Consider the following 23,176-nt stretch of genomic DNA (forward strand, 5'->3'; position numbering starts at 1 on the left):
CTGAAGCGCCCCAGGTTTGATGCCGCTCCTATGCGGGTTGCGGCTCTCGGGTGAGGGCCGCGTAGTGAGCCTGCTCGTATTCGGCTGGTGGGACGTAGCCCAGGCTCGAGTGGAGCCTACGGGTGTTGTACCAGTCGACCCAACCGGCGGTGGCGAACTCGACGTCCGCGATGGCCTTGTAGGGGCCGTCGTGGAAGACCGTGGTGCGGATGCACTCGGCTTTGTACAGGCCGTTGATCGTCTCCATCAGCGCATTGTCGTAGGCGTCGCCCACCGACCCGATCGAGGGCGCGATGCCGTCCAGCTCGAGCTTGTCCGTGTACGCCACCGAGACGTATTGAGACCCGGCGTCCGAGTGCGCGCGCAGCTGCGCGGGCTGGATCGGGTGGCCCTGACGGTCGCGCTCCCACAGGCCCATCCGCAGCGGGATCATGACCAGGTCGACGTGCTTGGTGGTTTGCGCATGCCAGGCCACGATGCGTTGGGCGTACACGTCGACGATGAATGCGACGTAGACCCAGCCGGCCCAGGTGCGGACGTAGGTGAAGTCCATCACCCACGTGTGGTCCGGCCGCGGCGCGGTGAAGTCCCGGTTCAGCAGGTCGCCTGCACGGGTGCCGTCCTTGGCTGGGATCGTGGTGCGAATCTTCTTGTCACGTCGGATACCCGTCAGCCCCAGCGCACGCATCGCACGGTCAACCGCGCCCCGCGATGCGTCGGGGATCGCCCGACGGCGGATCAGCGCGGTCATCTTGCGTCGCCCGTACAGGCCTTCCGGGGTCAGCACCCGCCGCACGACGCCGTCACGCTCGACGTCCTTCCAGGCGAGGCTGCGGACCGCGTCGAGGACCTGCGCGTCGGTGACGGTGCGGGCCGCGACGCGCCCTTGACGCTGGGCGCGGTAGGTGCGCGCGGCGATCTGGCAGCCCTGCTCGCGCAGGACCCGGCAGATCGACTCGACCGCGTGCCCCTCGGCCCTCATCGTGTCGATGAAGCCCAGGATCAGTGGTTGCGGGGGTCGAGCTCCCCCACGAAGAAAGTCGTCGCTGCCTTCAAGATCGCGACGTCTTCGCGTAGGCGCTTGTTCTCAGCCTTGAGTCGCTTGATTTCGGCATGCTCGACCGACGAGACACCATCGCGGGTGCCGTCGTCGATATCGGCCTGCACCACCCACCGGCGCACGGACTCGTGGCTCACACCGAGCTGGCGGGCCACGGCTCCCGACGCGGCCGTCAGCGACGGATACTCCGACCGGTGCTCACGCACCAGCCGCACCGCCCGGTCGCGCAGGGCAGGATCGATCTTCTTCGGCATGACGTACATCCTTCCAACTCAAAAGGATGCGGCATCAAACCTGGGGCCCTTCAGTCTGCCTTCCCCCTCACTCCGCTCCACGACGATCAGGTCGACGAGGGGGCATTCATCGGTCTGGTTGAGCGCTTGGCCGCGTCGGGTGTGGATTCGATCACCGCGCTCGGGTCCACCGGTTCGTACGCCTACCTCGCCCCGGACGAGCGGGCCCGTGTCGCCCTGCTCGCTGTGCGGCACGCGGGGGAGACGCCCGTCATCATCGGTGTCGGAGACCTGCGCACCTCGCGTGTTCTCGCCCACGTCGAGTCAGCGGAGCAGGCAGGAGCAGCAGGACTCCTGCTCGCTCCAATGACGTACCAGGCCCTCACCGCCGACGACGTCTTCGAGCTGTACCGCACCGTCACCGAGCACACGAGCCTCCCGGTCATCGTTTACGACAACCCCGGCACCACGCACTTCACCTTCACCGCCGACCTGTACGCCCGCATCGCGCGGCTGCCTGGGATCGCTTCGATCAAGATCCCGGGCGTGCCCACCGACCCGACGCGGGCGGCCGCGCACGTCGCAACGATCCGCGCTGCGGTGCCCGAGCACGTCACGATCGGGGTCTCAGGTGACGCGTTCGGCGCGACAGGTCTCAACGCTGGATGCGACGCGTGGTACTCCGTCATCGCAGGCACGCTGCCCGCACCCGCGCTCGCGATCACCCATGCCGCGCAAGCAGGGCACGCCACGGCGGCAACGGCAAAGTCGGAGCGCCTGACACCCTTGTGGAGGCTCTTCGCCGAGTTCGGGGGCAGCCTCCGTGTCATCTCTGCGATCGCCGAGCATCTCGGGCTCGTCCGGCCGCGAAGCCTCCCGCTGCCGATCCAAGGGCTGACTGTCGAGCAGCGCTCCCGCGTCACTCAGGTCGTTGACGAGCTCGGCCTCGCCTGACCGCATCTCACGGCCCACAAGGGCGAACAGGTCCTCGGTCTGTCGCGCCCGTCCGCGTTGCGACCTCAGCGACGCGTCGACACCGTGACGGTGAACTTTGCGTTGCGCGCCACCTGCTCGGTGGGCCCGATCGCACGCTCGAGCAACGGCCGATACCTGAGCCCGGAGTTCCACACGCACCACAGTTGACCGCCGGGCCGCAGGACCCTGGCCACGTCGGCGAACATTCGCGGCGCGATGAGGTCGGTCACCGCGGCTGCCGAGTGGAATGGCGGGTTCAGCGTGATGAAGGACGCGCTGGCGGGCGGCCTGGCGCCCAGCATGTCGTCCCGCGCCACGGTGACTCGGTCCGCAACGCCGTTGGCGCGCATCGTCGCCCGCGCCGACGCGACCGCGATCGCAGACTGGTCGCACGAGTAGACATGCACGCCGGGATAGCGGAAGGCCATCCACGCGCCGATGATCCCCGTGCCGCAGGCCAGATCGATCAGGGGATCATCTGGCGTCCCGCCCGCCGGTGCGTCGGGAAGGTTCTCGAGGAGAAGGCGGGTGCCGATGTCGAGCCGAGCGCCCGCGAAGGCGCCGCCATACGCTCGCACCTCAACACCGGCGACCCGGGCGGCGGCCGGGATGGGATCACGACCATCCCGAGGCGCACGGGCGACGAGCACCCGCGACTTCTGGCGGGCATGGCTGACGTCCAGCTGCCCGAAGTGCTCGCTCAGCACCGCGTTCATCGACACCGACATGTGCTTGAGCCGCCCGCCCGCGACCACGACCACGCCGGGGTCGGCGTGCGCGGCGATCAGGCCGGCGATGTCGCGCAGCGCGTCCAGGGAGCGGGGCAGGCGCAACAGCACCACCCGCGCCCCGCTCACCAGGCCCGCGTCGAGGGCGACGGAGCGAAAGCTGCCGGTGAGGCCCACGCGAGACGCGTTCGCCTCGAGCGCGCGTTCACCGGTGATGGCGTCGATGTGCGTGCGTATCCCGCTCGCACCGGCATGCGCCGTCCCGAGTGTGAGCGCGCCGTAGGCGTCGTTGATCACCACGATGCCGCCTGGCAGCGCGGACGCGCGGAACTCCGCGGATTCGTCCAGGATCAATCGATCGGCCGCGTCCGCGGCGACAAGCCCGGGCGCCTCGATATCGGGCCAGCGCCGCAGCGCGTCGAAGATCTCGTTCACCGCATCACATCGCCGTCGTCGCGCCGAGCCGCATCGGCCCGGGGGAGAGGGCGGCTGCGGACGATGCGCGGGCGGGGGCCGTTCACGAGGCGAGCCTAGCCGCGGGTGGTCAGGGGAGCCCCTCACCGAGCCCGCACCACGGGGCTACGTCAACGCGGACGCGAGGGCCTCGAGCGTCTCGGTGGTGCCCGCGTCGACTTTGACGTCCGCGCGCCGGTCGCCCTTGGTGGCGCCCCGGTTGATGATCACGATCGGAGCTCCGCGGCGACGCGCGCGCTCCACCAATCGCAACCCCGAGTTCACGGCAAGCGACGATCCGGCGACGAGCAGCGCCTCGGCTTCGTCGACGATGCGTTCCGCCGCCCGGGTCCGTTCGGCGGGCACCAGCTCCCCGAAGAAGACGACATCGGGCTTGAGGATCCCGCCGCAGGCCGTGCAATCCGGAACCTCGACGTGCTCCCAGGACTCCGGCAGCACGTCGCCGTCGGGCCCGAGCTGTACTCCGTCGGGAAGCGCGAGGGCGGGGTTGTCGCGTTCGAGGCGCCCTGCGACCTCCTCGCGAGCGAACCGTGTGCCGCAGGCGAGGCACGTCGCGCCTCTCATGTTGCCGTGCAGCTCGACCACCTCGCGCGAACCGGCTCGCAGGTGGAGCCCGTCGACGTTCTGCGTCACGAGGCCCGTGATGACACCGGCAGCTTCGAGCCCGGCGAGCGCGCGGTGTCCCGCGTTCGGCCGCGTGGCGGAGAAGGCCTTCCACCCGAGGTGCGAACCCACCCAGTAGCGCCGCCGCTTCGCCTCGTCGCCCACGAAGTCCTGGAATGTCATGGGCGTGCGTCGAGGAGCGCCGTCGCCGCGATAGTCGGGGATGCCGGAATCCGTCGACAGGCCTGCGCCGGTAAGCGCGGCGATGGTCCGGCCCGCGAGCACCTCGACAGCACGCGACACCTCGGGTGCCGCGAGCGCGGGAATACCAGGCTCAACCGTCGTCACGCGGCTCCTCCTCGCGGTCCATCGCATCTTCCTGTGAACACGATGGTCGCACGCCCGTAGCGGCGTGATGCCACCTGCGGTGGACGATGCGGTAGCTGGGGCCGCGTCCCTCGTCGCCCGACCGTGGGGAGACACGCCGCGGCATGCCTCCCCGTGGGCCAAGGTCAGACCCGGCGGCCGCTGAGCCAGCGGACCATGTCGGGGTTGGTGTGCTCGAAGAACTGGGTCTCGCCGGTGTCGAGCGCCGCGACGCGGGCCATCTCGTCCTCGGTGAGCTCGAAGTCGAACACGTCGATGTTCTGCGCCATGCGGTCGGGGTTGACGGACTTGGGGATCACCACGACGCCGCGCTCGATGGCTGCACGCAGCACCACCTGGGCGACGGACTTCCCGTGCGCGGCGCCGATCTCGGCGAGGATGGGGTTGGTGAACAGGCCGTTCTTGCCCTCGGCGAACGGGCCCCAGGCCTCGATCTGCACGCCCTCGGCCGTAAGGATCTCCTGGTACTCGGCGTTCTGCTTGAACGGGTGGGTCTCGATCTGGTTGACCGCGGGGACCACCTTGTTGTTGATGATGAGGTCCAGGAGGCGGTCGGCGGCGAAGTTCGACACACCGATCGCGCGGGCACGCCCGTCGGCGTAGATCTTCTCCATGGCACGCCATTCGGCGTAGTAGTCGCCGAAGGGCTGGTGGATCAGGTACAGGTCGACGTAGTCCAAGCCGAGCTTCGCGAGCGACGCGTCGAAGGCCTTGTGGGTGTTGTCCTCGCCGGGGTCCTGGACCCACAGCTTGGTGGTGATGAACAGCTCCTCGCGCGGAATGCCGCTCTTGGCGATCGCGGCGCCGACGGCCTCCTCGTTCTCGTAGGCGGCGGCGGTGTCGATCGAGCGGTATCCGGCGGCGAGGGCGTCGGAGACGGCCTGCTCGGTCTCCTCCGCGCCGACCTGGAAGACGCCGAAGCCCAGGATGGGCATCTCGACGCCGTTATTCAGGGTCACGTTGATCATGGGGTGTTCCTTTCGAGGGGTGGCTGGCACGTGACCCAGTTCATCGCCCGTCACGGGCGCGCAACAGTGACCCCTTATCCGTGTACTGACAGTCAGTCGTTCAGGCGGGCGAGCCGTCGTACGGTGGCGGGATGGACCACACGAGCGAGGTGCGCGACTTCCTCACCACCCGTCGCGCGCGCCTGACCCCCGACCAGGCCGGCATCATCGGCGGTGCCCGCCGTCGCGTGACAGGTCTGCGTCGGGAGGAGGTCGCGATGCTCGCAGGGATGAGCACCGACTACTACGCACGTATGGAACGCGGAAACCTATCCGGCGTCTCACCCGAGGTGCTGAACGCCCTCGCTCTCGCCCTCCAGTTGAACGAGGCGGAGACCGAGCACCTGCACGACCTGGCGCGCGCCGCGGGGCCGGGGCGCCAGCGCAAGCGCACCCCCGCATCGTCCACCGTGATCCGTCCGAGCCTGCAGCGATTCCTGGACACGAACACCGCCACGCCGACGTTCATCCAGAACACGCGGGCCGACCTGCTGGCGGCCAACGCGATCGGCGAGGCTCTGATGTCACCGCTGCTGAGCGATCCGGCGAACGCGCGCAACAACGCCCGCTTCACCTTCCTCAGCCCCGCCTCCCGCGACTTCTACGTCGAATGGGAGCAGGGCGCGAACAGCCTGGTCGCGGGCATGCGCAACGCCGCGGGCAAGAACCCCCACGACAAGGACCTCACCGACCTGGTCGGCGAGCTGATCACCCGCTCGGATGAGTTCCGCGACCGCTGGTCCGCCCACGAGGTGCGCCCCCACCGGGCGGGCACCAAGCGCCTGCACCATCCGCAGGTCGGCGACCTCGAGTTCACGTTCGAGGGGATGGAGCTGCCCGGCACTCCCGGCTGGATGCTCTACGCCTACACCACCGAGCCCGGATCGCCCACCGAGGAGCGCATCGCGCTGCTGGGCAGCCTCGCCGTCAGCGACCGACCTTCCCGCGCGACCCACCAGTGACGCACGCGCGCAGTGCGACGAGGCGCTGCCGGATTGCTGAGGCGGCCGGGCCGTTGCTCGTCGCGCCACGAGGGCTATAGCGTCCGTATACCTGCGACGACGCAACACGGGGGAGAACGCGATGAGGCAGACGGAGATGCAGGCGTCAACGCGACAGCACACGCGGCTCGCGCTCGTTGGGGTCGCGCTCGCCACCCTGGCGGGATGCACCGGCGCCGACGACGACGCGCACGCGTTCGAGCTCACCGACCCCACGGTCGCCATCGTCACCTCGGACGGCGGCACCGCCCTCCGTATCTCCGGCACGGTGACCAACGTGTCAGACGAGGTGCTCGACGACGTCGCCGTCGCCGTGGTGCTCGACGAGGGCCTCGATGCCTACATCCCGGCGGGGGCGGCGACGCTCCCGGTCGACGGCGTCGACAAGATCTATCCGGCCGACACTCCGAGCGCGGACGTGCCGTCCGACGGCGCCCGCGGGATCGAGGTGGAGGACATGCGGCACCTGGACGGCTCGGGCGACTACCTGGCCGAGGTCGTGGACCTCGCCGGCGAGGTGGTCCTCAAGGTGACGTGGGATGGCGGGGAGCAGACCCTCACCGCGACCACGGAGGTCCTCGACCCGGACGGCCTCCTCGCCGGCTGATCGCGGCGACCGCGGATGCGCCCCGGTGTGGACCATCCGTGGGGGCGCTGTGGGTGGGGTCGCGCGAGGCCGCGCGTGAGCCTGGTGGCACCAGCAACCCACGCAAGGAGAAGCCGCCATGACCGCGACCGTCCCCCACGACCAGCGCCCCGACATCCAGGAGATGGTGGTGATCCACCGCGCCTTCCGGCGCGAGTTCGGCATCGTCCCCACCTACATCCGCGCCACCGCCGACGGCGACACCGCCCGCGCCACCGTCGTCGCCCGGCACCTGCGCCTCTGCATGGCCGGGCTCGAGATGCACCACACGGGCGAGGACATCGTGCTGTGGCCCCTGCTGCTCGAGCGTGCCGCACCGTCGACGGGGCTCGTCGAGACCATGCAGGCGCAGCACCACCGGGTGGATGCGCACATCGAGGCGGTCGAGCCCGCGCTCGCCGCGTGGCAGGAGCACCCCACTGCAGCCGCCGGCGATCAGCTCGCCACGCTCGTCGAGGGATTCAGTGCCGCGCTGTTCGAGCACCTCGACCTGGAGGAGCGGGAGATCCTTCCGCTCGCCTACCGCCACGTCACCGATGCGGAGTGGCGCCAGATGGGTCAGCACGGCACCGAGGTGATGTCGACGAGCGAGCTGCCGATCATGTTCGGCCTGGTTCTGGAGGATGCCGAGCCTGACGAGCGCGCCCGCATGCTCGCCACCCTGCCCGTGCCCGTTCGGCTGGTGCTGCGGACCGTCGGCGCGTGGCAGTTCAGCCGGTACGTGCGTCGCCTGCGTGGGAGGTGACGGCCGCGCATCGTGCCGCGATCGCCGCCGCGTCCGCGGCGCGTCCCCCGGCCCACTCCCGGGCGAAGGTGGCGGGGTCGAGTGCGGCCCGGGTCCGTTCGAGCCCGCGGTCGGCGAGCGTGCGCGCGGCGGGGAACGTCGGATCCACGGCATCGGCGACCGAGACCGCCGCGCCCGCGCCGAACAGCCAGGCGGCGGACCCGGGATCGCCGGCGCGCGCCGCGACAGCGGCGAGCGCGGGGAGTGCGTAGCCGAGAGTCCAGCTCAACCGACCGGCCAAGGAGACGGCCACGGACTCGCCGAGGAGGGCGGCCGTGGTGCCGTCGTCACCGGTCATCTCGGTGAGCGTCGCCTGCACGTTGAGGGCGGTCGCGAGGGTGAACGGGTTGCCGAGGTCCCGTGCGCGCGCGACCGCGTCCGTCGCTGCCGCCCCCGCGGACGCGAGATCCCCCGACGCGAGCGCCAGTTGCGCCCGGGCGATCCGACCATGCGCCTGGACCCACACGTTCCCGGCCTCCCGCGCGCGGTCCTCAGCATCGTCCAACGCGGTCGCGGCCTCGTCGAGACGCCCCGCGAACACGGCCGCCTGAGCGAGCAGTGTGAGGGTCGCGCACGTGATCGCCGGATCCGAGACGCGACGGCACGCGGCGGCGGCACGGTCGGACTCCCGCGCCATCGCGGCGCGTTCGCCGGTGAGCAGCAGCAATCCCAAACGCGCAGTGAGGACCCGGCAGCGCGTGGCGTCCGGCACGCCCCCGCCGATCCGATCGAGCCACTCGAGGCCCTCCCGGGCATGACCCCGGAGCGCCAGGTACGGCCACAGGCGCGCCGCCAGCTCGCCGGCCTCGTTGTCGCGATCGACCTCGATCAGCCGCAGGAATGCGGCGCGCAGGTTGCCGTGGTCCGCGTCGAGCCGATCGAGCGTCGCGACGAGGTCGGCGCCCTCGAGGCCGCTCGCGGCGGTGACCCCGAGCGTGAGGTAATAGGCGCAGTGCTCCTCCGCGGCGACGTGCGCGCTCCCCGACGCGTGCAGCCGCGCCATCCCGTACTGGCGTACCGGCTCGAGCATCCGGTAGCGGGGCTCACCGTCGGGCGCGTCCACCCGCATCGCCAGCGATTGCTCGACGAGGGCGCCGAGGGCCTGCCACGTCGCCGTGCCCCACGGGCCGCCGTCCGCGGGCGTCGCGACTGCCTGCATCGCGTCGAGGGAGAAGCCGCCGATGAAGACCGAGAGCCGCTCGAACAGCGCGATCTCCTCGGGCTCGAGCAGGTCCATGCTCCACTCGAGCACGCGCTCCATCGTCCGGTGCCGGGCGGGGAGATCCTGAGGCGCGCCGCCGAGCTCGACCCGCCCGAGCATGCCGGACAGGGCCGCCGGGGAGAGCAGCCGCAATCCCGCCGCCGCGAGCTCGAGCGCGAGCGGGATCCCGTCGAGCCGTCGGGCGATGGCGGCGAGCGCGGCAGCGTCCTCAATGCTGCGGGGCAGGCCGCGGCCCGCGGCGCCCGCACGGTCCACGAGCAGCCGCACGGCGGGCGCGGACGCGACCGCGTCGACGGACGCCGTGGCGGGGAGGGCCAGTGGCGGCACCGCGTACTCGAACTCGACGCGGATCCTCAGGGCCGCGCGGCTGGTCGCGACCACCACCAGGCCACGGCACCGTGCCACGAGGTCCGCGAGCACGGCCGCGATGCCAGCGACCTGCTCGAGGTTGTCCAGGACCAGCAGCACCGGCGCCCCGCTGAGGTGGCGCGCCAGCTCGCCCAGCGGGTCCTCGTCCACCAGATCTGGCCGGCCCAGCGCCGCCGCGATGCGGGGGAGCGCGTGCACGGCCTGGCGGACGGGCGCGAGATCGACGGCGACCGCGCCACCGGGGAACCGGGGCGTCTCGCTCGCGAGGACGTCGAGCGCGAGCCGAGTCTTGCCGATCCCTCCCGGGCCGGTGAGGGTGACGAGCCGGTGGTGGCCGTCGGACACGAGCGCGCGCAGCTCCGCACTCTCGGACTCACGCCCGATCAGGTCACCGGCGGCCACGAGCGGCGTGGTGGCGACGGCGGCGGGAGCGGTGGACGGGTCGGTGCTCTCTCCAGCGGAGTGGGGCGTTGGCTCGGGCGCCCCCGCAGCCCTCGCCGGGACGGCGGCGACGAGCGCGGCCCGCTCGTCCGCGGTCAGCCCGAGGCCCTCCGCGAGGGCACGCACAGTGTGCGGGTACGGGCGACGGCGTTCGCCCCGCTCGAGCGCGCCGATCGCCTTCGCGGTGATGCCGGAGCGTTCGGCCAGCTCCTCCTGGGTGAGGGCGCGCGACTCCCGCAGGCGCCGCAGGACGGCGCCGACCCCCTCGGGCGTGTTTTCGTGCCCCACGTCGGCACGCTAACAGGGCGGACGGCGGGCCGCGACGGTTCCGACCCGTGTGGCGGCGGTGTGGGTCCGCTGTGGGTGTGATGGCCGGCCGCTGACGAGAAGGCTGGGACGCGGGCGGCACGGGGCCGTCCATCGAGAAAGGGAACCACCATGTCCGCCGCCTCCATCCCGTCCACCACGGCCCGGCAAGCATCCGCCGCCACCCGCACCACGTCCTACGGCCGCCACCTGCGCGGCATCCTGCTGGTCGCGTTCACGCTGTCCGCCGGCCACACCGTCTACGCCTGGCTCGCGGGCATCGAGGACCCGACCTTCACGGTGACCACGCCGCTCACCTGGGCCTTCTATGCGGTCGCGTTCGGTGTCGCGTGGCTCGCCGGACGCCCGGCTCGCTGGGCTCAGGTGACCGTCCTCGGCTACCTCACGGTGCTGCTCGGGATCTCGATCTTCTACTACCCGACCAACTTCGGTCCCGCGCAGCAGACCACCTTCGGCTGGTTCGAGAACGACGTCTACGTGGGCCTCCTCCTCACCGCCGCCTACCTCGGGGTGCAGCGGCTGCGCGGCGTCACCCTCCGGGGGGCCTGACGTCGGGACCGCCAGCGCTCGCGCGCCGCCCCGCGGAGCGCGACAATCAACTGGTGACCCAGAGCGTCGCGATCGACATCGCGGCCCCGCCCGACAGGGTGTGGGCGGTGCTGAGCGACGTCGACCATTGGCCGGAGTGGACGCCGACCGTGACGTCGGTGATCCGGTCCGACGACGCCCCGCTCCACGTCGGCACCCACGCGAAGGTCGCCCAGCCCAGGCTTGCCGATGCCGACTACGCCGTCACCGAGCTCGATCCCGGCCACTCCTTCACCTGGGTCGCCACGCACCCCGGCCTCGCCACCACGGCCCGCCACGAGGTCGACCCGCTGCCCGACGGCGGCACGCACGTGACGCTGTCCATCACGCAGAGCGGGCTGCTCGGCCCGCTCATGGGCCGCGTCTACCGGGGCCTCACGGACCGGTACCTCCACAACGAGGCGAACGGCCTGAAGGCCAGGTGCGAGGCGGCGGCCTGAGCGAGCGGCTCAGCCCGCGCGGCGCGGAGGCGCCGGTGGCACCTCCTTCGCAGCGATGATCGTGTCGCCCACGATGCGCACGGTCCCGCGCCGGGTCTCGACCACCACCTCCGCCGCGGACACGCTGACGAGGGTGCCCAGCGCATCGGTCGCCTGACCGTCCGGCAGCAGGTAGCGCACCACCACACGATTCCCGGGCGCAGGAAGCCGGATCACGCCATCACCACTTCGAGGGCGCGTAGTCCTTGAGGAACACCCCGAAGAGGTCCTCGCCGCCCTCGCCGCGCACCACCGGGTCGTACACCCGGGCGGCGCCGTCGACCAGGTCGAGCGGCGCGTGGAAGCCCTCCTCGGCCAGCCGCACCTTGGTGGGATGCGGGCGCTCGTCGGTGATCCAGCCCGTGTCGACGCTCGTCATGAGGATGCGGTCCGTCTCGAACATCTCCCGCGCGCTCGTCCGCGTGAGCATGTTGAGCGCCGCCTTCGCCATGTTGGTGTGCGGGTGGCCGGGGCCCTTGTAGCCGCGCTCGAACACGCCCTCCATCGCGGAGACGTTCACCACGTAGGAGCGACCGGTGGACGATGCGGTGGCCGCCTGAGCGAGCGACGCACGCAGGCGGTTGATGAGGATGAACGGGGCGGTCGAGTTGCACAGCTGCACCTCGAGCAGCTCGAGCGGTGTGACCTCGCCGACCGCCTGGATCCACGAGTTGGTGTCGTGGAGGTCGGGCACCAGCCCGCCCGCGTCGATGGCGGTGCCGTCCGCGAGCCTTTCCAGCGACGAGGACCCGGGCGCGAGCGCCAGGTCCGTGAGGCGCTGCGCCTCGGCGGCTGCGGTGCCGGCGCCCATCTCCTCGAGATGCGCGGAGGCGAGCAGCGGATGCGTCGCCACAGAGGACTCGATGCTGAGCGGGTGCGCGTCGTTGGTGCGGCCCAGGGTGAGCAGCTGCGGGCCGCGGCCGTCCTCCCACAGGCCGTGCGGGATGGGCACGGACTCGGCGTCGACCAGCGGCGCGTACGCGCCGGGGGAGCGGCGCACCGTCTGGGCCGCGTTGTTGATGAGGATGTCGAGCGGTCCATGCGCCGCGACCGAGTCCGCGAGTGCGACCACCTGGGCGGGATCGCGCAGGTCGATCCCCACCACGGTGAGCCGGTGGAGCCACGCGGCGGCGTCGGGCATCGCCGCGAACCGGCGCACGGCGTCGCGAGGGAAGCGGGTGGTCACCGTGAGGTCGGCACCGTCACGGAGCAGCAGCAGCGCGATGTGCATGCCGATCTTCGCCCGCCCGCCCGTGAGCAGCGCGCGCCGGCCGCGGAGGTCGGTGCGCGCGTGGCGCTTCGCGTGACCCGTGGCCGCGCACGCGGGGCAGAGCTGGTGGTAGAACGCGTCGACCGTCGTGTACTTCTGCTTGCAGATGTAGCAGGGACGCGCCTTGAGATAGGTGCCCGCCGTGGGCGCCGAGGCCCGCGCCTCGAGCGTCAGCCCGCGGGTCTCGTCGTCGATCCTGTCGGAAGCGCCGGTCGCGGTGGCGGCGACCACGGCCGAGTCCGCCTCGGCGATGGCCGCGCGGCGCTCGCGGCGCCGGCTCTGCTTGACAGCCTTGATCATCGCCGCGGTCGCGTTGCGCACCGTGGTGAAGTCCGGGTGGTCCTCGTCGACGTCGCTCAGCGACGCCAGCACGCGCAGCGTGGTGGCAAGGTCGTCGGGGTCGATGACGTGGCTCGGGGGAGCGTCGGCAGGGGTCTCGGGCACTCGCTCGATTCTACCGGCGCCCCCCACGGCGCGACGTCAGTCCCAGCGCGGCTTGCGCGGGCGACGGTCGTCGCCGCGGTCGCCGTAGCGTCCGCCCGTGCGTCACCTTGCGAGTCGTGCCGGTCCCCGTGGTGACCGCCACGCGATCCATCGCGCGCGCCCGGCCCGCCGTCGGGTATGACCTCGATGAGGCGCGTGGAGATCCGGGTGTCGTCGAGTCGTCGTAGCGCGTCGGGTATTCGCATGCGGAGCTTGCCAACGGCCGCCGAGACTGCAACGGCCTCGTGACCCGCGGCGTCGGCGACGGCCGAAGCCGCCCGACCACGGGGCAAGGGGAGAGGTGAGCGCGACGCAGCGTGCTGCGGTGTGGGCCATTGAGAGCTAGCGGTAGGCCATGGGCATGGGGCCGACCCTTCACAACGTGACGAAGCCCGGCGCCGCCGTACACTTCATGTGCACCACGCTGCACGCAGTCTCGCCGCTGTGGGCGGGCACGATGATGCGTGATCCCAGGTGCTTACCCCCAGGGGTGTACCACCGCACCACAAACGCGAAGCGGTACGAACGAGGCAACGTGGGCTGCCGGCTCGGATACGTGGCCCACGCGGGCGAACTCAGGCTGGGTTGGGCCGCCGTCAGCCATCCGCGGTACACCGGACTGAGCCGATCCGTGACCCAACGGGTGCCATCCCACTGCTGGAGCAGATATCGGATCGCGACGCGCTGCCGTGAGGCCGTCGCCGGGCTCCGCTTCACCGACTGAAGGCCCATAGTCCCGAAGACGCGATACGTCGCGATGACGTTGAGCTCGATGAGGTTCTGCTCCTCGAACGCGGTGATCATCGGCTTGAATACGCGGGTGGGCCCAGGGCGTCCGTCACCCGCGCTTTGTGTAGCGTCCGCGGATCCTCCCACCCCAACCATGGCGGCCACGCCGACGATGATGGCGGAGACGATCCCGACCGCCTTGGCACGCCGTCCCCGTTGGCAGCCCGGCGGCGCACCCTTCACCGGTGCGATCGCAGCAATCACGCGGACCCCCCTGAGCGACGCGAACGGACTGCTGGAACCGAGCGTAAGCGCGGTCCGCATCGAACGCCACCTGGAGTCGCCCGCGGTGCCCGCCGGTCGACGCTCGGGGCCGCAGCAGCAACGCGAGGTGACGCGGTGAGAGTCGTGGTCGTGGGAGCGAGCGGCGACGTGGGTACGGCGCTGCCGCGCGTGCTCGCGAAGGTCGGCGCACGCGCGCCGTGGTCTCGGTTGTGGGCTTGCGCGTTTCCTGCCCACGAGCCATGGCTGGATCGACATGGCGGTCGCGACGCCCATGCTGGCCACGAGCCGAGTGACTAACCCGCTCGGGATGGGAGCCCGAGATGACGGCCATCGACACCGCGGTGGCGATGCTGACAGCCATCGCACGTCTCAAGGGCGCGTCGAACCCGCCTCTACGACGGAAACGTGCGTCAGTCCCAGCGGGGCTTGCGCGGGCGACGGTCGTCGCCGCGCGAGTCCCCACGGAAGTCGCCACGCGAGTCGCCGCGGTCGCCGTAGCGTCCGCCCCGCGAGTCACCGCGAGAGTCGTTCCGGTCGCCGTAGCGACCGCCACGCGATCCTCCGCGTGCACCCGGCCCGCCATCGGGCTTGATCTCGATCAGGCGCCCGGAGATGCGCGTCCCACTCAGACGGTTCAGCGCCGAAGGCGGGAGGGTCGACGGCAGCTCGACCAGCGAGAACTCGGGCTTGATGGTGATCTTGCCGAAGTCGCCGCGCGCGAGGCCGCCCTCGTTCGCGAGCGCGCCGACGATCTGACGGGGCTCGACCTTGTGCCGCTTGCCCACCTCGATCCGGTAGGTGCTGAATCCCTCGCTGGGCCCACGACCCCGGCGATCGTCGTCGCGGCCCGCACCCCGCGCATCGTCCCGGGGCCGGTCTCGAGAGCCGCGGTCGGGCGCGAACTGCTGACGCTTGGGCTCGTCGGCGGGGTCGAGCAGCAGCGGCGTGTCGCCCTGCGCGACGACCGCGAGCGCCGCGGCGACGTCCGTCTCGGGGACGTCGTGGTGCTCGACGTAATGGCCGATGATGTCGCGGAAACGGCTGATGCGGTCGGCCTGCGCGAGTGCCGCGGTGATGGACTCGTCGAAGCGGGCCAGACGGGTCGCGTTGACCTCGTCGGCGCTGGGCCAGTGCATCTCGGTGAGCGGCTGGCGGGTCGCCTTCTCGATCGCGGTGAGGAGGCGGCGCTCGCGCGGGGTGATGAAGCTGATCGCGTCGCCGGTGCGGCCCGCGCGGCCGGTGCGGCCCACGCGGTGGACGTAGGACTCGGTGTCGATCGGGATGTCGAAGTTGACGACGTGGCTGATGCGCTCCACGTCAAGTCCGCGCGCCGCGACGTCGGTCGCGACCAGGATGTCGAGCTTGCCGTCCTTGAGCTGCTTGATGGTGCGCTCGCGCTGGGCCTGCGCGACGTCGCCGCTGATCGCCGCCGCCGCGAGGCCGCGCGCGCGCAGGCGCTCGGCCACTTGCTCGGTGTCGTTCTTGGTGCGCGTGAACACGATCATCGCCTCGAAGTTCTCGACCTCGAGGATGCGGGTGAGCGCGTCCATCTTCTGCTGGTAGGACACCACCAGGTAGCGCTGCGTGATGGTGGAGGACGTGGTGGTCTTGCGCTTGACCGTGATCTCGGTCGGGTCCGTGAGGTAGCGCTGCGACAGGCGGCGGATCGACGCGGGCATGGTCGCGGAGAACAGTGCGACCTGCTTGTCGTCGGGCGTGGACGCGAGGATGGTCTCGACGTCCTCGGCGAAGCCCATCTTCAGCATCTCGTCGGCCTCGTCGAGCACCAGGTACTTGAGCTCCGACAGGTCGAGCGTGCCCTTGTCCAGGTGGTCCATGATGCGGCCCGGCGTGCCGACCACGATGTGCACGCCGCGCCGCAGCGCCGACAGCTGCACGCCGTAGCCCTGGCCGCCGTACACGGGCAGCACGTGGACGCCCTTGATCTCCGCGGCGTAGCGCTCGAACGCCTCGCAGACCTGGAGCGCGAGCTCGCGCGTGGGGGCGAGCACGAGCGCCTGCGGCGCCTTCTGCGCCTTGTCGAGGCGCGCGAGGATCGGCAGCGCGAAGGCGGCGGTCTTGCCGGTGCCGGTCTGGGCGAGGCCCACCACGTCGCCGCCCTCGAGCAGCAGCGGGATTGTCTCCGCCTGGATCGCAGACGGGGTCTCGTAGCCGACCGCCTTGAGGGACTTGAGGATCGGCCCGTCGAGGCCGAGGTCGGCGAAGGTCTGCGTGGGCGCGTCAGCGGCGTCGGTCTCGGGGCTGTCGGAAGTCATGTGACAACCGTAGGCGTCCGCGGTCCCGTACGGGGACCAACCGGGCGTTTTGGGCGGAATCGATCGGTGCCGCGCGCCCGGCACGGCGAGCATCGCGGTGCCTACGATGGCCGCGTGAGCGGATCCACCTCCGGGCGGCCGCGCCGGTGGATCGGCACGGTCGCCGCGGTGCTGGTCGCTGTGGCCGCCTGCGGTGGCGGAGGGGACGATGCGCCGGCCGGGGGCGCCACCACGTCCGGCGGCGCGCAGGCGAACCGTCCGTACGAGGTGCACGTTCCCGAATCGGCCGGCGAGGCGCCACCGCTGCTTCTGCTGCTCCACGGCTACGGGATGACCGGCGAGCAGCTGGTCGACATCTACGACATCGCGGCCCTGTCCGAGGAGCGCGGCTTCCTCTACGTCGCGCCGGATGGCACCCCTGACGAGGCCGGACGCCGCTTCTGGGATGCGAGCGACGCGTGCTGCAACTTCACGGGCACGGCCGTCGACGACTCGCGCTACCTCGCGGACCTCATCGCCGCGGTGCTGAAGGAGTACGGCGCCGACCCCGACCGCGTCGCGGTGCTCGGCGTGTCCAACGGCGGCTTCATGGCCTACCGCCTCGCGTGCGAGCACGCCGACCTCCTCGCGGCCATCGCGAGCATCGCGGGCTCCAGCGCCCCTCCGTCGGGGTGCGATGCGTCCACCCCGGTGAGCGTCCTCGAGGTGCACGGCACCGCCGACGACACCATCGCCTACGACGGCGCAGCGATCGGAGCGGCGACGTATCCCTCCGCGCCCGACAGCGTGACCGCGTGGGCCGAGCGCGACGGCTGCGAGCCCACCCTGGACCCGACGGGCGCCATGCTCGACCTGGAGGCGACCCTGGACGGTGCGGAGACCACCGTCGCGGCCGCGCCGCGATGCCCCGCCGGCGTGGACGCCGAGCTGTGGACCGTGACGGGCGCGGATCACACCATGGACTTCGGGCCGGACGCGGTGCCGGCGATCGTCGACTTCCTGCTCGCGCATCCGCGGGTGGCGCCGTGAGGGGGACGATGCGCGGGCCGGCTCTCGCGGCGGGCGTCGCCCTGGGCGCGGCGGCGGCCTGGCGCGCGGCCGGGCCCACGTCGCCGCGGGCGCGTTTCCGGCGCGAGACGGCGATCCCGCTCGAGCCCTCCGCGCGGACGGTGACGGCCGCGGATCTCGACGCGCTCCCGGACCCCGTGGGCCGCTGGCTCCACGGGGCGGGCGTGGTCGGCAGGCCCGTCCCGACAGGTCTCCGTGCGACCTTCCACGGTCGCATCCGGTCCGCGCCCGACGCGCCCTGGATGGGTGTGCGGGGCCGCCAGGTCAACCGGTTCGGCACGTCGCCGACGCGGTGGTTCCACCTCGATGCGCGCATGCGTGGGCTGCCGGCCGAGGTGCTGCACGTGCTCGAGGACGGGCACGCCACCATGCGCGTCGACGCCTTCTCCGTGGTGCCGGTGGTGCGTGCCGGCGGGGCCCAGATGGACCGCTCGGAGGCGGTGACCATGCTCAACGACATCTGCCTCTTCGCGCCGGGGGCGCTTGTCGGCGCGCCCGTGACCTGGCTGGAGAGCGATGCGGCGACCGCACGCGGGATCTACGACGGCACGGGGGAGCGCGTCGACGCGACGCTGGTGTTCGACAAGGACGGGATGCTCGTCGACTTCGTGTCCGAGGACCGCATGATCGAGGCGGGCACCGGCCGGGCGCGGCTCTTGCCGTGGTCCACCCCGATACTCGAACGAGCCGAGTGGGATGGCACTTCCGTGTGCGCCCGCGGCGAGGCCCGGTGGCACGAGCCCGGCGCCGCCTGGACCTACCTCGAGCTCACCATGGACTCGATCGGCTACCGCTGACCGGCCGGCTCGGCGCCCTCCGCCTCCGCCACGATCCTGTTGACCATGCCGCTGAAGATCAGCCCGTGGAACGGGAGCATCGACAGCCAGTACAGCCGCCCCGTGAGCCCGCGCGGGAAGAACACCGCGCGCTGGCGGTAGACGGACCCGGACGAGGTCGGCTCGACGCCGAGCTCGAGCCACGCCTTGCCAGGCACCCGCATCTCCGCGCGCAGGCGCAGCAGCCGCTCGGGCTCGAGCACCTCGACGCGCCACACGTCCACGGCGTCGCCCACCCGGAGGTCGCCGCGCGTGCGACGACCCCGGCGCTGGCCCACGCCTCCCGCCACGCGGTCCATCAGCCCCCGTGCCGCCCACAGGACCGACGCCGAGTACCAGCCCGTCGCGCCGCCGACCGTCGTGATCACGTCCCATACCGGACCGGGCTGCGCCGAGGTGACCTTGCTGCGCCGGTCCTGGAACACCGTGCGCCCGGCCCAGTCCGGGTCGCTCGGCATCGGGTCGCTGGGTGCGCCGGGCACGCGCGCGTCCACCCAGCTGGTCTCCACCTGGTCGATCTCGATGCGTCCCAGCGCCAGCCGCACCGCCTCGCGATACCCCGTCAGACCCTCGGGAGGCGGGGGGATCAACCCGGCCACCGCATCGTCCTTCACCACGCACGAATGAAGGAGCGACTCCACCAGGGGCCGCGCGATCTGCCGCGGGACCGGCGTGACGAGCCCCACCCAGTGGGACGCGAGGCTCGGCGTGAGCACGGGCAGCGCCGTGATGCCGCGGCGGGGGAGCCCTGCGACATCGGCGTAGCCGTTCATCATCTCGGAGTAGCGCATGACGTCCGGCCCGCCGATGTCGACCTCGCGGTTCACGTCGCCCTCGACGTGTGCCGCCGCGAGGAGGTACCAGATGACGTCTCGGACGGCGATGGGCTGGATGCGGTTGCGCACCCAGCGGGGCGCGGGCATGTACGGCAGCACCTCGGTGAGGTGGCGGATCATCTCGAAGGACGCGGAGCCGGAGCCGATCACCACGCCGGCCTGCAGCACCAACGTCGGCGTCGCGGACGCGACCAGGATGTCGCCCACCTCCTTGCGGGAGGCCAGGTGCGGCGACAGATCCACGCCGTCCGGGTGCAGGCCGCTGAGGTAGACGATGCGCCCCACGCGATGCGCGGCCGCGGCCTTGGCGACGGTCAGCGCGATCGCCCGGTCGAGGCGGCCGTAGTCGCGGCCGGCGTGCATCGAGTGGATGAGGTAGTAAACGACGTCGACGCCGTCCATGGCGCGGCCCATCGCGTCCGCGTCTGCGGCGTCGCCCTCGACGACCTCGACGTCCCCCGCCCACGGCAGTGCGGCCAGGCGCGCGCCGGAGCGCGTGAGCACCCGGACCCGGTAGCCGCCGGCGAGCAGGCGCGGCACCAGCCGGCCGCCGATGTACCCGGTGGCGCCGAGCACCAGGACCAGCGGCGAGCTGCCGTCCTCGCGCGGCTGCGCGCGCAGCGCCGGTTCCGCCCCGAGCGGGCCGCTGAGCGCAGCCTCCTCGAGTGGCACCTCGGGCATCTCGCTCATCGCATCGCTCCCGTCCGTCCGGCCGCCGCGCCGGAGCTCGCCTGTGACGGGCAACCCGGCGCGCACGTCGAGGTATTCCCGGACGGGCGTTGCGACACGTTCCGGACATGCGGGACCGCTACTGTGAGCGCGACGAAGGGGGAGGTACATGGTCAAGGTGGTGCGCATCGGGTCGCGGCTCGACATCGCTGGAGCGGCGGTCGGTCTCGCGGCGGTCGCAGTCTCGCTGACGCCGTCCCTGCTGCCGCGTCCGGCGTGGGGCCAGGGGCTCGTGTCTGGCCTCGCGTTCGGCGTGGGCTACGGCATCGGCGTGCTCGCGTGGCGCGGCATCGCCCGGCTGTCCCGCGGCCGCCTCCCGCAGGCCGCCGAGGCGCGCGCCTGGATCGTCGCGCTGATCGGCGTCGCCGGCGCCGCCGTCATCATGCCGTTCGCGGTCGACTGGCAGAACTCGGTGCGCGAGGCCGTCGGCATGCCCGCCACCGACGGCTTCGACTGGCTGGTCGCGGCGCTCGCGTTCGCCGCCGGGTCCTGGCTCGCCTTCGCGATCGGGCGCGGCGTCGCGGCGGGGTACCGCCGCCTGTGGGCGCTGATCTCACCCCGCATGCCCGGCCAGGAGACCCGGCCCCGGCTCGCGCGGGCCGGCAGCGGCGCCGCCACCGTGGTCGCGATGCTCGTGGTGTTCTCCGTGGGCCTGTCCGTGCTCTCGTGGCTGCTCACCCTCGCGTCCGAGCACGCCAACCGCCAGTACGACCCGGAGTACGTGCAGCCCACCAGCGCGCTGCGCTCCGGCAGCCCCGACAGCCTGGTGCCGTGGGAGCAGATCGGCCAGGCCGGCGTGAAGATCGTCGCCGGAGGCCCGACCGCCGACGAGATCGAGCTGGTCACCGGCGTCGAGGCGCAGGAGCCCATCCGCGTCTACGTGGGCGTGGACGTCCCCGGCAGCTTCGAGGAGAAGGCGCAGCTCGCTGTCGACGAGCTCGAGCGCACGGGCGCCGCCGACCGGTCGATCCTCATGATCGCCGGCACCACCGGCTCCGGCTGGCTGGACCCCGCCGCGATCGACGGATTCGAGTACCTTCACGCGGGCGACACCGCGATCGTGAGCCTGCAGTACGGCGCGACCGGCAGCCCCGTCTCCGCGCTGCTCACCCCCGAGCTCTCCCAGGACGGCACCACCGCGCTGGTGGACGCCGTCACCGCCTGGTGGAACGAGCTGCCCGCCGACGACCGCCCCCAGCTGGTGGTCTACGGCCTGAGCCTCGGCAGCTTCGGCATCCAGTCCGCCTACGACGACATCGACGACCTGCGCGCCTCCACGCAGGGCGCGGTGCTCGCGGGCACGCCCTCCTTCACCCCGGTGTGGAGCGCCGCGCAGGACGCCCGCGACGCCGGCAGCCCGTACCCGCTGCCCGTGCTCGACGAGGGGCTCGAGGTCCGCTGGTCCGACGCGTGGGGCGGCCTCGAGACGCTCACCGGCCCGTGGGAGCCCACCCGGGTCGCGTACCTGCAGCACGGCAACGACCCGATCGTATGGATCGGGCCGCGGGTGATCTGGTCCAAGCCCGAGTGGCTCGAGGACGGCCAGCGCTCGGAGCAGGTGAGCGAGGACATGGTGTGGATCCCCGTCGTGACCGCCTTCCAGGGCGTGATCGACCTCATCCTGTCCACGGCGGTGCCCGAGGACGCGGGCCACAAGTACGGCAACCTCGCGGTCGACGGCCTGCACCAGGTCACCGGAGACGCCGGGCTCTCGGACGAGGCCGTCGAGCGCGTGCGGTTCGTGATCGAGCAGTACGACACGTTCTCGCCGGTCTCCAACTGACGCACCCCCGACGCGGGTACCGCGATCGCGGTACCCGCAGGTGTCTGCGCGCGCACGATGACCCGCGCGCGCCGTCGCGGGACGCTGGAGGCCTCCGGCGGACGTCCCGCCGGCAGGAGGGAGCCCCGCCATGACCGCCACCCACGACACCGCCTCGCTCCGTGCCGGCGCCGGACTCGGCGTCGCGGCCGCGGTGATGATGACGGCCGGGGCGCTGCTCATCCCCGGGCCCGTGGCGGCGACGCAGGCCCGGGCGGCCGAGCCCGTCACCGCCGCGGCCACGGACGCGCGTGCCCTCGACCGCGCGATCGACGCGAACATCGCGGAGGTCAAGTACTTCATCGACCTGGGCGGCGCGCTCGACCGGTCCGCGGACGGCACGGTGATCCTCGACGCGCGCGGCTCCGCGGCCACCACCGGCTTGCGGCAGCTCGCCGAGGACCTGGCGGCCTCGCTCGCGATCGACCCGGCCGTGGTCGAGGACGCCATCGCGGCGGCGGGCGGCGCGCCCGTCGACGTCGCCACGGGCCTTGCCACCGGCACGGCGCGGAACGGCGGCGTCGAGGTGATCTGCACCGAGTCGCACGGCGGCATCTCGCTGGGCTTCGCCCCGGTACGGGCCTGAGAAGCCGCTACCGCGCAGCGGCGGAGACATCCCCTCGTCCGCAAGGGGGATGAATATCGGGTGAACGAGGGACTACTGTCCGGGGTGTGACCGAGCCTGCCGACACGTCCGTCAAGGCGGAGGCGCCCGACGCGCCCGCGCCCGCCGCCGCGCCGGCACCCGCGCCCGCGAGCCCGCCCGCGGCGGAGAGCGCTCCCGCGACCCGCGGCGGCTTCTCGCCCGCCGCGAGGGAGCTCGCGCTGCTCGCGGGCCTCTACGTGCTCTACTCGCTGGTCCGCAGCCTGGCCTCGGACAGCATGGCCATCGCCACGGGCAACGCTCGGGACATCCTCGCGGTCGAACGGGTGCTCCGCCTCGACGTCGAGCAGGCATGGAACGCGTTCTTCGTCGACCATCACGCGCTCGCCGTCGCGTCGAGCTTCTACTACGCCTCCGCGCACTTCCTGGTGACGGCGGGCGTGCTCATCTGGCTCTGGCGGACGCGCCGGCCCCTGTACGGCCTCGCGCGCACCGCGCTCGCCGGCGCGACCATCGTGGCGCTCGCGATGTACCTGCTGGTGCCCACGGCCCCGCCGCGGCTGTACGGCGGCTACGTCGACGTGCTCGCGTACACGTCCGACGTCGGCTGGTGGGGTCACGACGCCTCGTCGCCCAAGGGGCTCGGCGGCATGACCAACGAGCTCGCGGCGATGCCGTCCATGCACGTCGGCTGGGCGGTGTGGTGCGCCGTCGCGGTGGCGGCGGCGACGCGGCACCTGTTGGTGCGCATCGTGGCATGGCTCTACCCGGCGGCCACCTCCGTAGTGGTGATCGGCACCGGCAACCACTGGACGCTCGACGTGCTCGCCGGCGCTGCGGTGGTCGCCGCGGCCTGGTGGACCATGCGGATCCTGATCAGGCGTCTGGCGCCGCTGCGGTGGCCCCTCTAGGGG

21 protein-coding genes are annotated in these 23,176 nt (G+C 72.1%); 11 read left to right on the top strand and 10 right to left on the bottom strand.

Annotated elements, in window-relative coordinates; translation table 11 throughout:
* Window positions 1-28: 28 nt before the first annotated feature.
* Window positions 29-1,314 (bottom strand): IS3 family transposase gene (locus tag AOM05_RS05875; protein WP_156165070.1). Its coding sequence is split into 2 segments (ribosomal slippage): window positions 29-1,041 and window positions 1,041-1,314, totalling 1,287 coding nucleotides; the frame shifts between segments, so codons are not numbered across the junction.
* Between the two features lie 33 nt (window positions 1,315-1,347).
* Here AOM05_RS05875 and AOM05_RS05885 point away from each other — a divergent pair.
* On the top strand, window positions 1,348-2,247 hold the full coding sequence (locus AOM05_RS05885) for a dihydrodipicolinate synthase family protein (RefSeq protein WP_062520847.1): 900 nt from the start codon (window positions 1,348-1,350) through the stop codon (window positions 2,245-2,247).
* A gap of 65 nt (window positions 2,248-2,312) precedes the next feature.
* On the opposite strand, the gene AOM05_RS05890 is transcribed toward AOM05_RS05885, so the two are convergent.
* The 3 genes from AOM05_RS05890 to AOM05_RS05900 all read right to left on the bottom strand — a co-directional run bounded on the left by AOM05_RS05890 (window position 2,313) and on the right by AOM05_RS05900 (window position 5,428).
* Entirely contained in the window at window positions 2,313-3,431 is a 1,119-nt protein-coding gene (locus tag AOM05_RS05890; protein ID WP_062520277.1) for a class I SAM-dependent methyltransferase, read from the bottom strand.
* A gap of 144 nt (window positions 3,432-3,575) precedes the next feature.
* Window positions 3,576-4,448, bottom strand: coding sequence for a Sir2 family NAD-dependent protein deacetylase (locus AOM05_RS05895; RefSeq protein WP_082097317.1), 873 nt, complete (start codon window positions 4,446-4,448; stop codon window positions 3,576-3,578).
* Between the two features lie 137 nt (window positions 4,449-4,585).
* Complete coding sequence (locus AOM05_RS05900; RefSeq protein WP_062520281.1) at window positions 4,586-5,428, bottom strand: aldo/keto reductase; 843 nt, start codon at window positions 5,426-5,428, stop codon at window positions 4,586-4,588.
* A 131-nt stretch (window positions 5,429-5,559) separates the two neighbouring features.
* On the opposite strand from AOM05_RS05900, the gene AOM05_RS05905 reads away from it, so the two are divergent.
* From AOM05_RS05905 to AOM05_RS05915, 3 genes are all read left to right on the top strand, one after another.
* Complete coding sequence (locus tag AOM05_RS05905) at window positions 5,560-6,429, top strand: helix-turn-helix transcriptional regulator (RefSeq protein ID WP_062520282.1); 870 nt, start codon at window positions 5,560-5,562, stop codon at window positions 6,427-6,429.
* A gap of 121 nt (window positions 6,430-6,550) precedes the next feature.
* Window positions 6,551-7,075, top strand: a complete 525-nt coding sequence (locus tag AOM05_RS05910) for a hypothetical protein (RefSeq protein WP_156165071.1) — start codon at window positions 6,551-6,553, stop codon at window positions 7,073-7,075.
* Window positions 7,076-7,193: 118 nt separating this feature from the next.
* Window positions 7,194-7,859: a hemerythrin domain-containing protein gene (locus tag AOM05_RS05915; RefSeq protein WP_062520286.1), complete on the top strand. Its 666-nt coding sequence runs from the start codon at window positions 7,194-7,196 to the stop codon at window positions 7,857-7,859.
* On the opposite strand, the gene AOM05_RS05920 is transcribed toward AOM05_RS05915, so the two are convergent.
* Window positions 7,825-10,218 carry an ATP-binding protein gene (locus AOM05_RS05920; RefSeq protein WP_062520288.1) on the bottom strand — a complete coding sequence of 798 codons (2,394 nt, stop codon included), beginning with the start codon at window positions 10,216-10,218 and terminating at the stop codon, window positions 7,825-7,827. The two genes, AOM05_RS05915 and AOM05_RS05920, sit on opposite strands and share 35 nt — an antisense overlap.
* 150 nt (window positions 10,219-10,368) lie before the next feature.
* Here AOM05_RS05920 and AOM05_RS13945 point away from each other — a divergent pair, with 150 nt between their 5' ends.
* Window positions 10,369-10,806, top strand: coding sequence for a hypothetical protein (locus AOM05_RS13945; protein WP_082097318.1), 438 nt, complete (start codon window positions 10,369-10,371; stop codon window positions 10,804-10,806).
* 53 nt (window positions 10,807-10,859) lie between these two features.
* On the top strand, window positions 10,860-11,285 hold the full coding sequence (locus AOM05_RS05925) for an SRPBCC family protein (RefSeq protein WP_082097319.1): 426 nt from the start codon (window positions 10,860-10,862) through the stop codon (window positions 11,283-11,285).
* Window positions 11,286-11,294: 9 nt separating this feature from the next.
* On the opposite strand, the gene AOM05_RS14195 is transcribed toward AOM05_RS05925, so the two are convergent.
* The 4 genes from AOM05_RS14195 to AOM05_RS05940 all read right to left on the bottom strand — a co-directional run bounded on the left by AOM05_RS14195 (window position 11,295) and on the right by AOM05_RS05940 (window position 16,367).
* Window positions 11,295-11,501, bottom strand: a complete 207-nt coding sequence (locus AOM05_RS14195) for a putative acetyltransferase (protein ID WP_156165072.1) — start codon at window positions 11,499-11,501, stop codon at window positions 11,295-11,297.
* Between the two features lie 4 nt (window positions 11,502-11,505).
* The gene (locus tag AOM05_RS05930) at window positions 11,506-13,038 is read right to left on the bottom strand and encodes an SDR family NAD(P)-dependent oxidoreductase (protein ID WP_062520290.1); all 1,533 of its coding nucleotides are present in this window, start codon (window positions 13,036-13,038) and stop codon (window positions 11,506-11,508) included.
* Window positions 13,039-13,452: 414 nt separating this feature from the next.
* Window positions 13,453-14,070 (bottom strand): hypothetical protein, encoded by a 618-nt coding sequence (locus AOM05_RS05935; protein ID WP_156165073.1) that lies wholly within the window; start codon window positions 14,068-14,070, stop codon window positions 13,453-13,455.
* 431 nt (window positions 14,071-14,501) lie between these two features.
* A complete protein-coding gene (locus AOM05_RS05940; RefSeq protein WP_062520294.1) occupies window positions 14,502-16,367 on the bottom strand; it encodes a DEAD/DEAH box helicase in 1,866 nt (621 codons plus the stop codon).
* 114 nt (window positions 16,368-16,481) lie between these two features.
* Between AOM05_RS05940 and AOM05_RS05945 the strand changes: the two genes are divergently transcribed.
* The gene (locus tag AOM05_RS05945; protein WP_062520297.1) at window positions 16,482-17,396 is read left to right on the top strand and encodes a CE1 family esterase; all 915 of its coding nucleotides are present in this window, start codon (window positions 16,482-16,484) and stop codon (window positions 17,394-17,396) included.
* 8 nt (window positions 17,397-17,404) lie between these two features.
* Entirely contained in the window at window positions 17,405-18,232 is an 828-nt protein-coding gene (locus AOM05_RS05950; protein WP_062520299.1) for a DUF6544 family protein, read from the top strand.
* On the opposite strand, the gene AOM05_RS05955 is transcribed toward AOM05_RS05950, so the two are convergent.
* The gene (locus tag AOM05_RS05955; RefSeq protein ID WP_082097321.1) at window positions 18,223-19,797 is read right to left on the bottom strand and encodes an SDR family oxidoreductase; all 1,575 of its coding nucleotides are present in this window, start codon (window positions 19,795-19,797) and stop codon (window positions 18,223-18,225) included. The genes AOM05_RS05950 and AOM05_RS05955 overlap by 10 nt on opposite strands.
* Before the next feature lie 148 nt (window positions 19,798-19,945).
* Between AOM05_RS05955 and AOM05_RS05960 the strand changes: the two genes are divergently transcribed.
* From AOM05_RS05960 to AOM05_RS05970, 3 genes are all read left to right on the top strand, one after another.
* Entirely contained in the window at window positions 19,946-21,619 is a 1,674-nt protein-coding gene (locus tag AOM05_RS05960) for an alpha/beta-hydrolase family protein (RefSeq protein ID WP_062520300.1), read from the top strand.
* Between the two features lie 130 nt (window positions 21,620-21,749).
* Complete coding sequence (locus AOM05_RS05965) at window positions 21,750-22,244, top strand: hypothetical protein (protein ID WP_062520302.1); 495 nt, start codon at window positions 21,750-21,752, stop codon at window positions 22,242-22,244.
* Between the two features lie 86 nt (window positions 22,245-22,330).
* Window positions 22,331-23,173 (top strand): phosphatase PAP2 family protein, encoded by an 843-nt coding sequence (locus AOM05_RS05970; protein ID WP_062520303.1) that lies wholly within the window; start codon window positions 22,331-22,333, stop codon window positions 23,171-23,173.
* Window positions 23,174-23,176: the final 3 nt, after the last annotated feature.

The organism is Demequina silvatica, from assembly GCF_000971215.1.
GTDB classification, from domain to species: domain Bacteria; phylum Actinomycetota; class Actinomycetes; order Actinomycetales; family Demequinaceae; genus Demequina; species Demequina silvatica.

Excerpts from the sequence above, each read along its gene's own strand:
- AOM05_RS05895 (WP_082097317.1), bottom strand. The coding sequence starts at position 4,448 with ATGCGATGGACCGCGAGGAGGAGCCGCGTGACGACGGTTGAGCCTGGT.
- AOM05_RS05900 (WP_062520281.1), bottom strand. The coding sequence starts at position 5,428 with ATGATCAACGTGACCCTGAATAACGGCGTCGAGATGCCCATCCTGGGC.
- AOM05_RS05905 (WP_062520282.1), top strand. The coding sequence starts at position 5,560 with ATGGACCACACGAGCGAGGTGCGCGACTTCCTCACCACCCGTCGCGCG.
- AOM05_RS05910 (WP_156165071.1), top strand. The coding sequence starts at position 6,551 with ATGAGGCAGACGGAGATGCAGGCGTCAACGCGACAGCACACGCGGCTC.
- AOM05_RS05915 (WP_062520286.1), top strand. The coding sequence starts at position 7,194 with ATGACCGCGACCGTCCCCCACGACCAGCGCCCCGACATCCAGGAGATG.
- AOM05_RS13945 (WP_082097318.1), top strand. The coding sequence starts at position 10,369 with ATGTCCGCCGCCTCCATCCCGTCCACCACGGCCCGGCAAGCATCCGCC.
- AOM05_RS05940 (WP_062520294.1), bottom strand. The coding sequence starts at position 16,367 with ATGACTTCCGACAGCCCCGAGACCGACGCCGCTGACGCGCCCACGCAG.
- AOM05_RS05950 (WP_062520299.1), top strand. The coding sequence starts at position 17,405 with ATGCGCGGGCCGGCTCTCGCGGCGGGCGTCGCCCTGGGCGCGGCGGCG.
- AOM05_RS05955 (WP_082097321.1), bottom strand. The coding sequence starts at position 19,797 with ATGAGCGAGATGCCCGAGGTGCCACTCGAGGAGGCTGCGCTCAGCGGC.
- AOM05_RS05960 (WP_062520300.1), top strand. The coding sequence starts at position 19,946 with ATGGTCAAGGTGGTGCGCATCGGGTCGCGGCTCGACATCGCTGGAGCG.
- AOM05_RS05965 (WP_062520302.1), top strand. The coding sequence starts at position 21,750 with ATGACCGCCACCCACGACACCGCCTCGCTCCGTGCCGGCGCCGGACTC.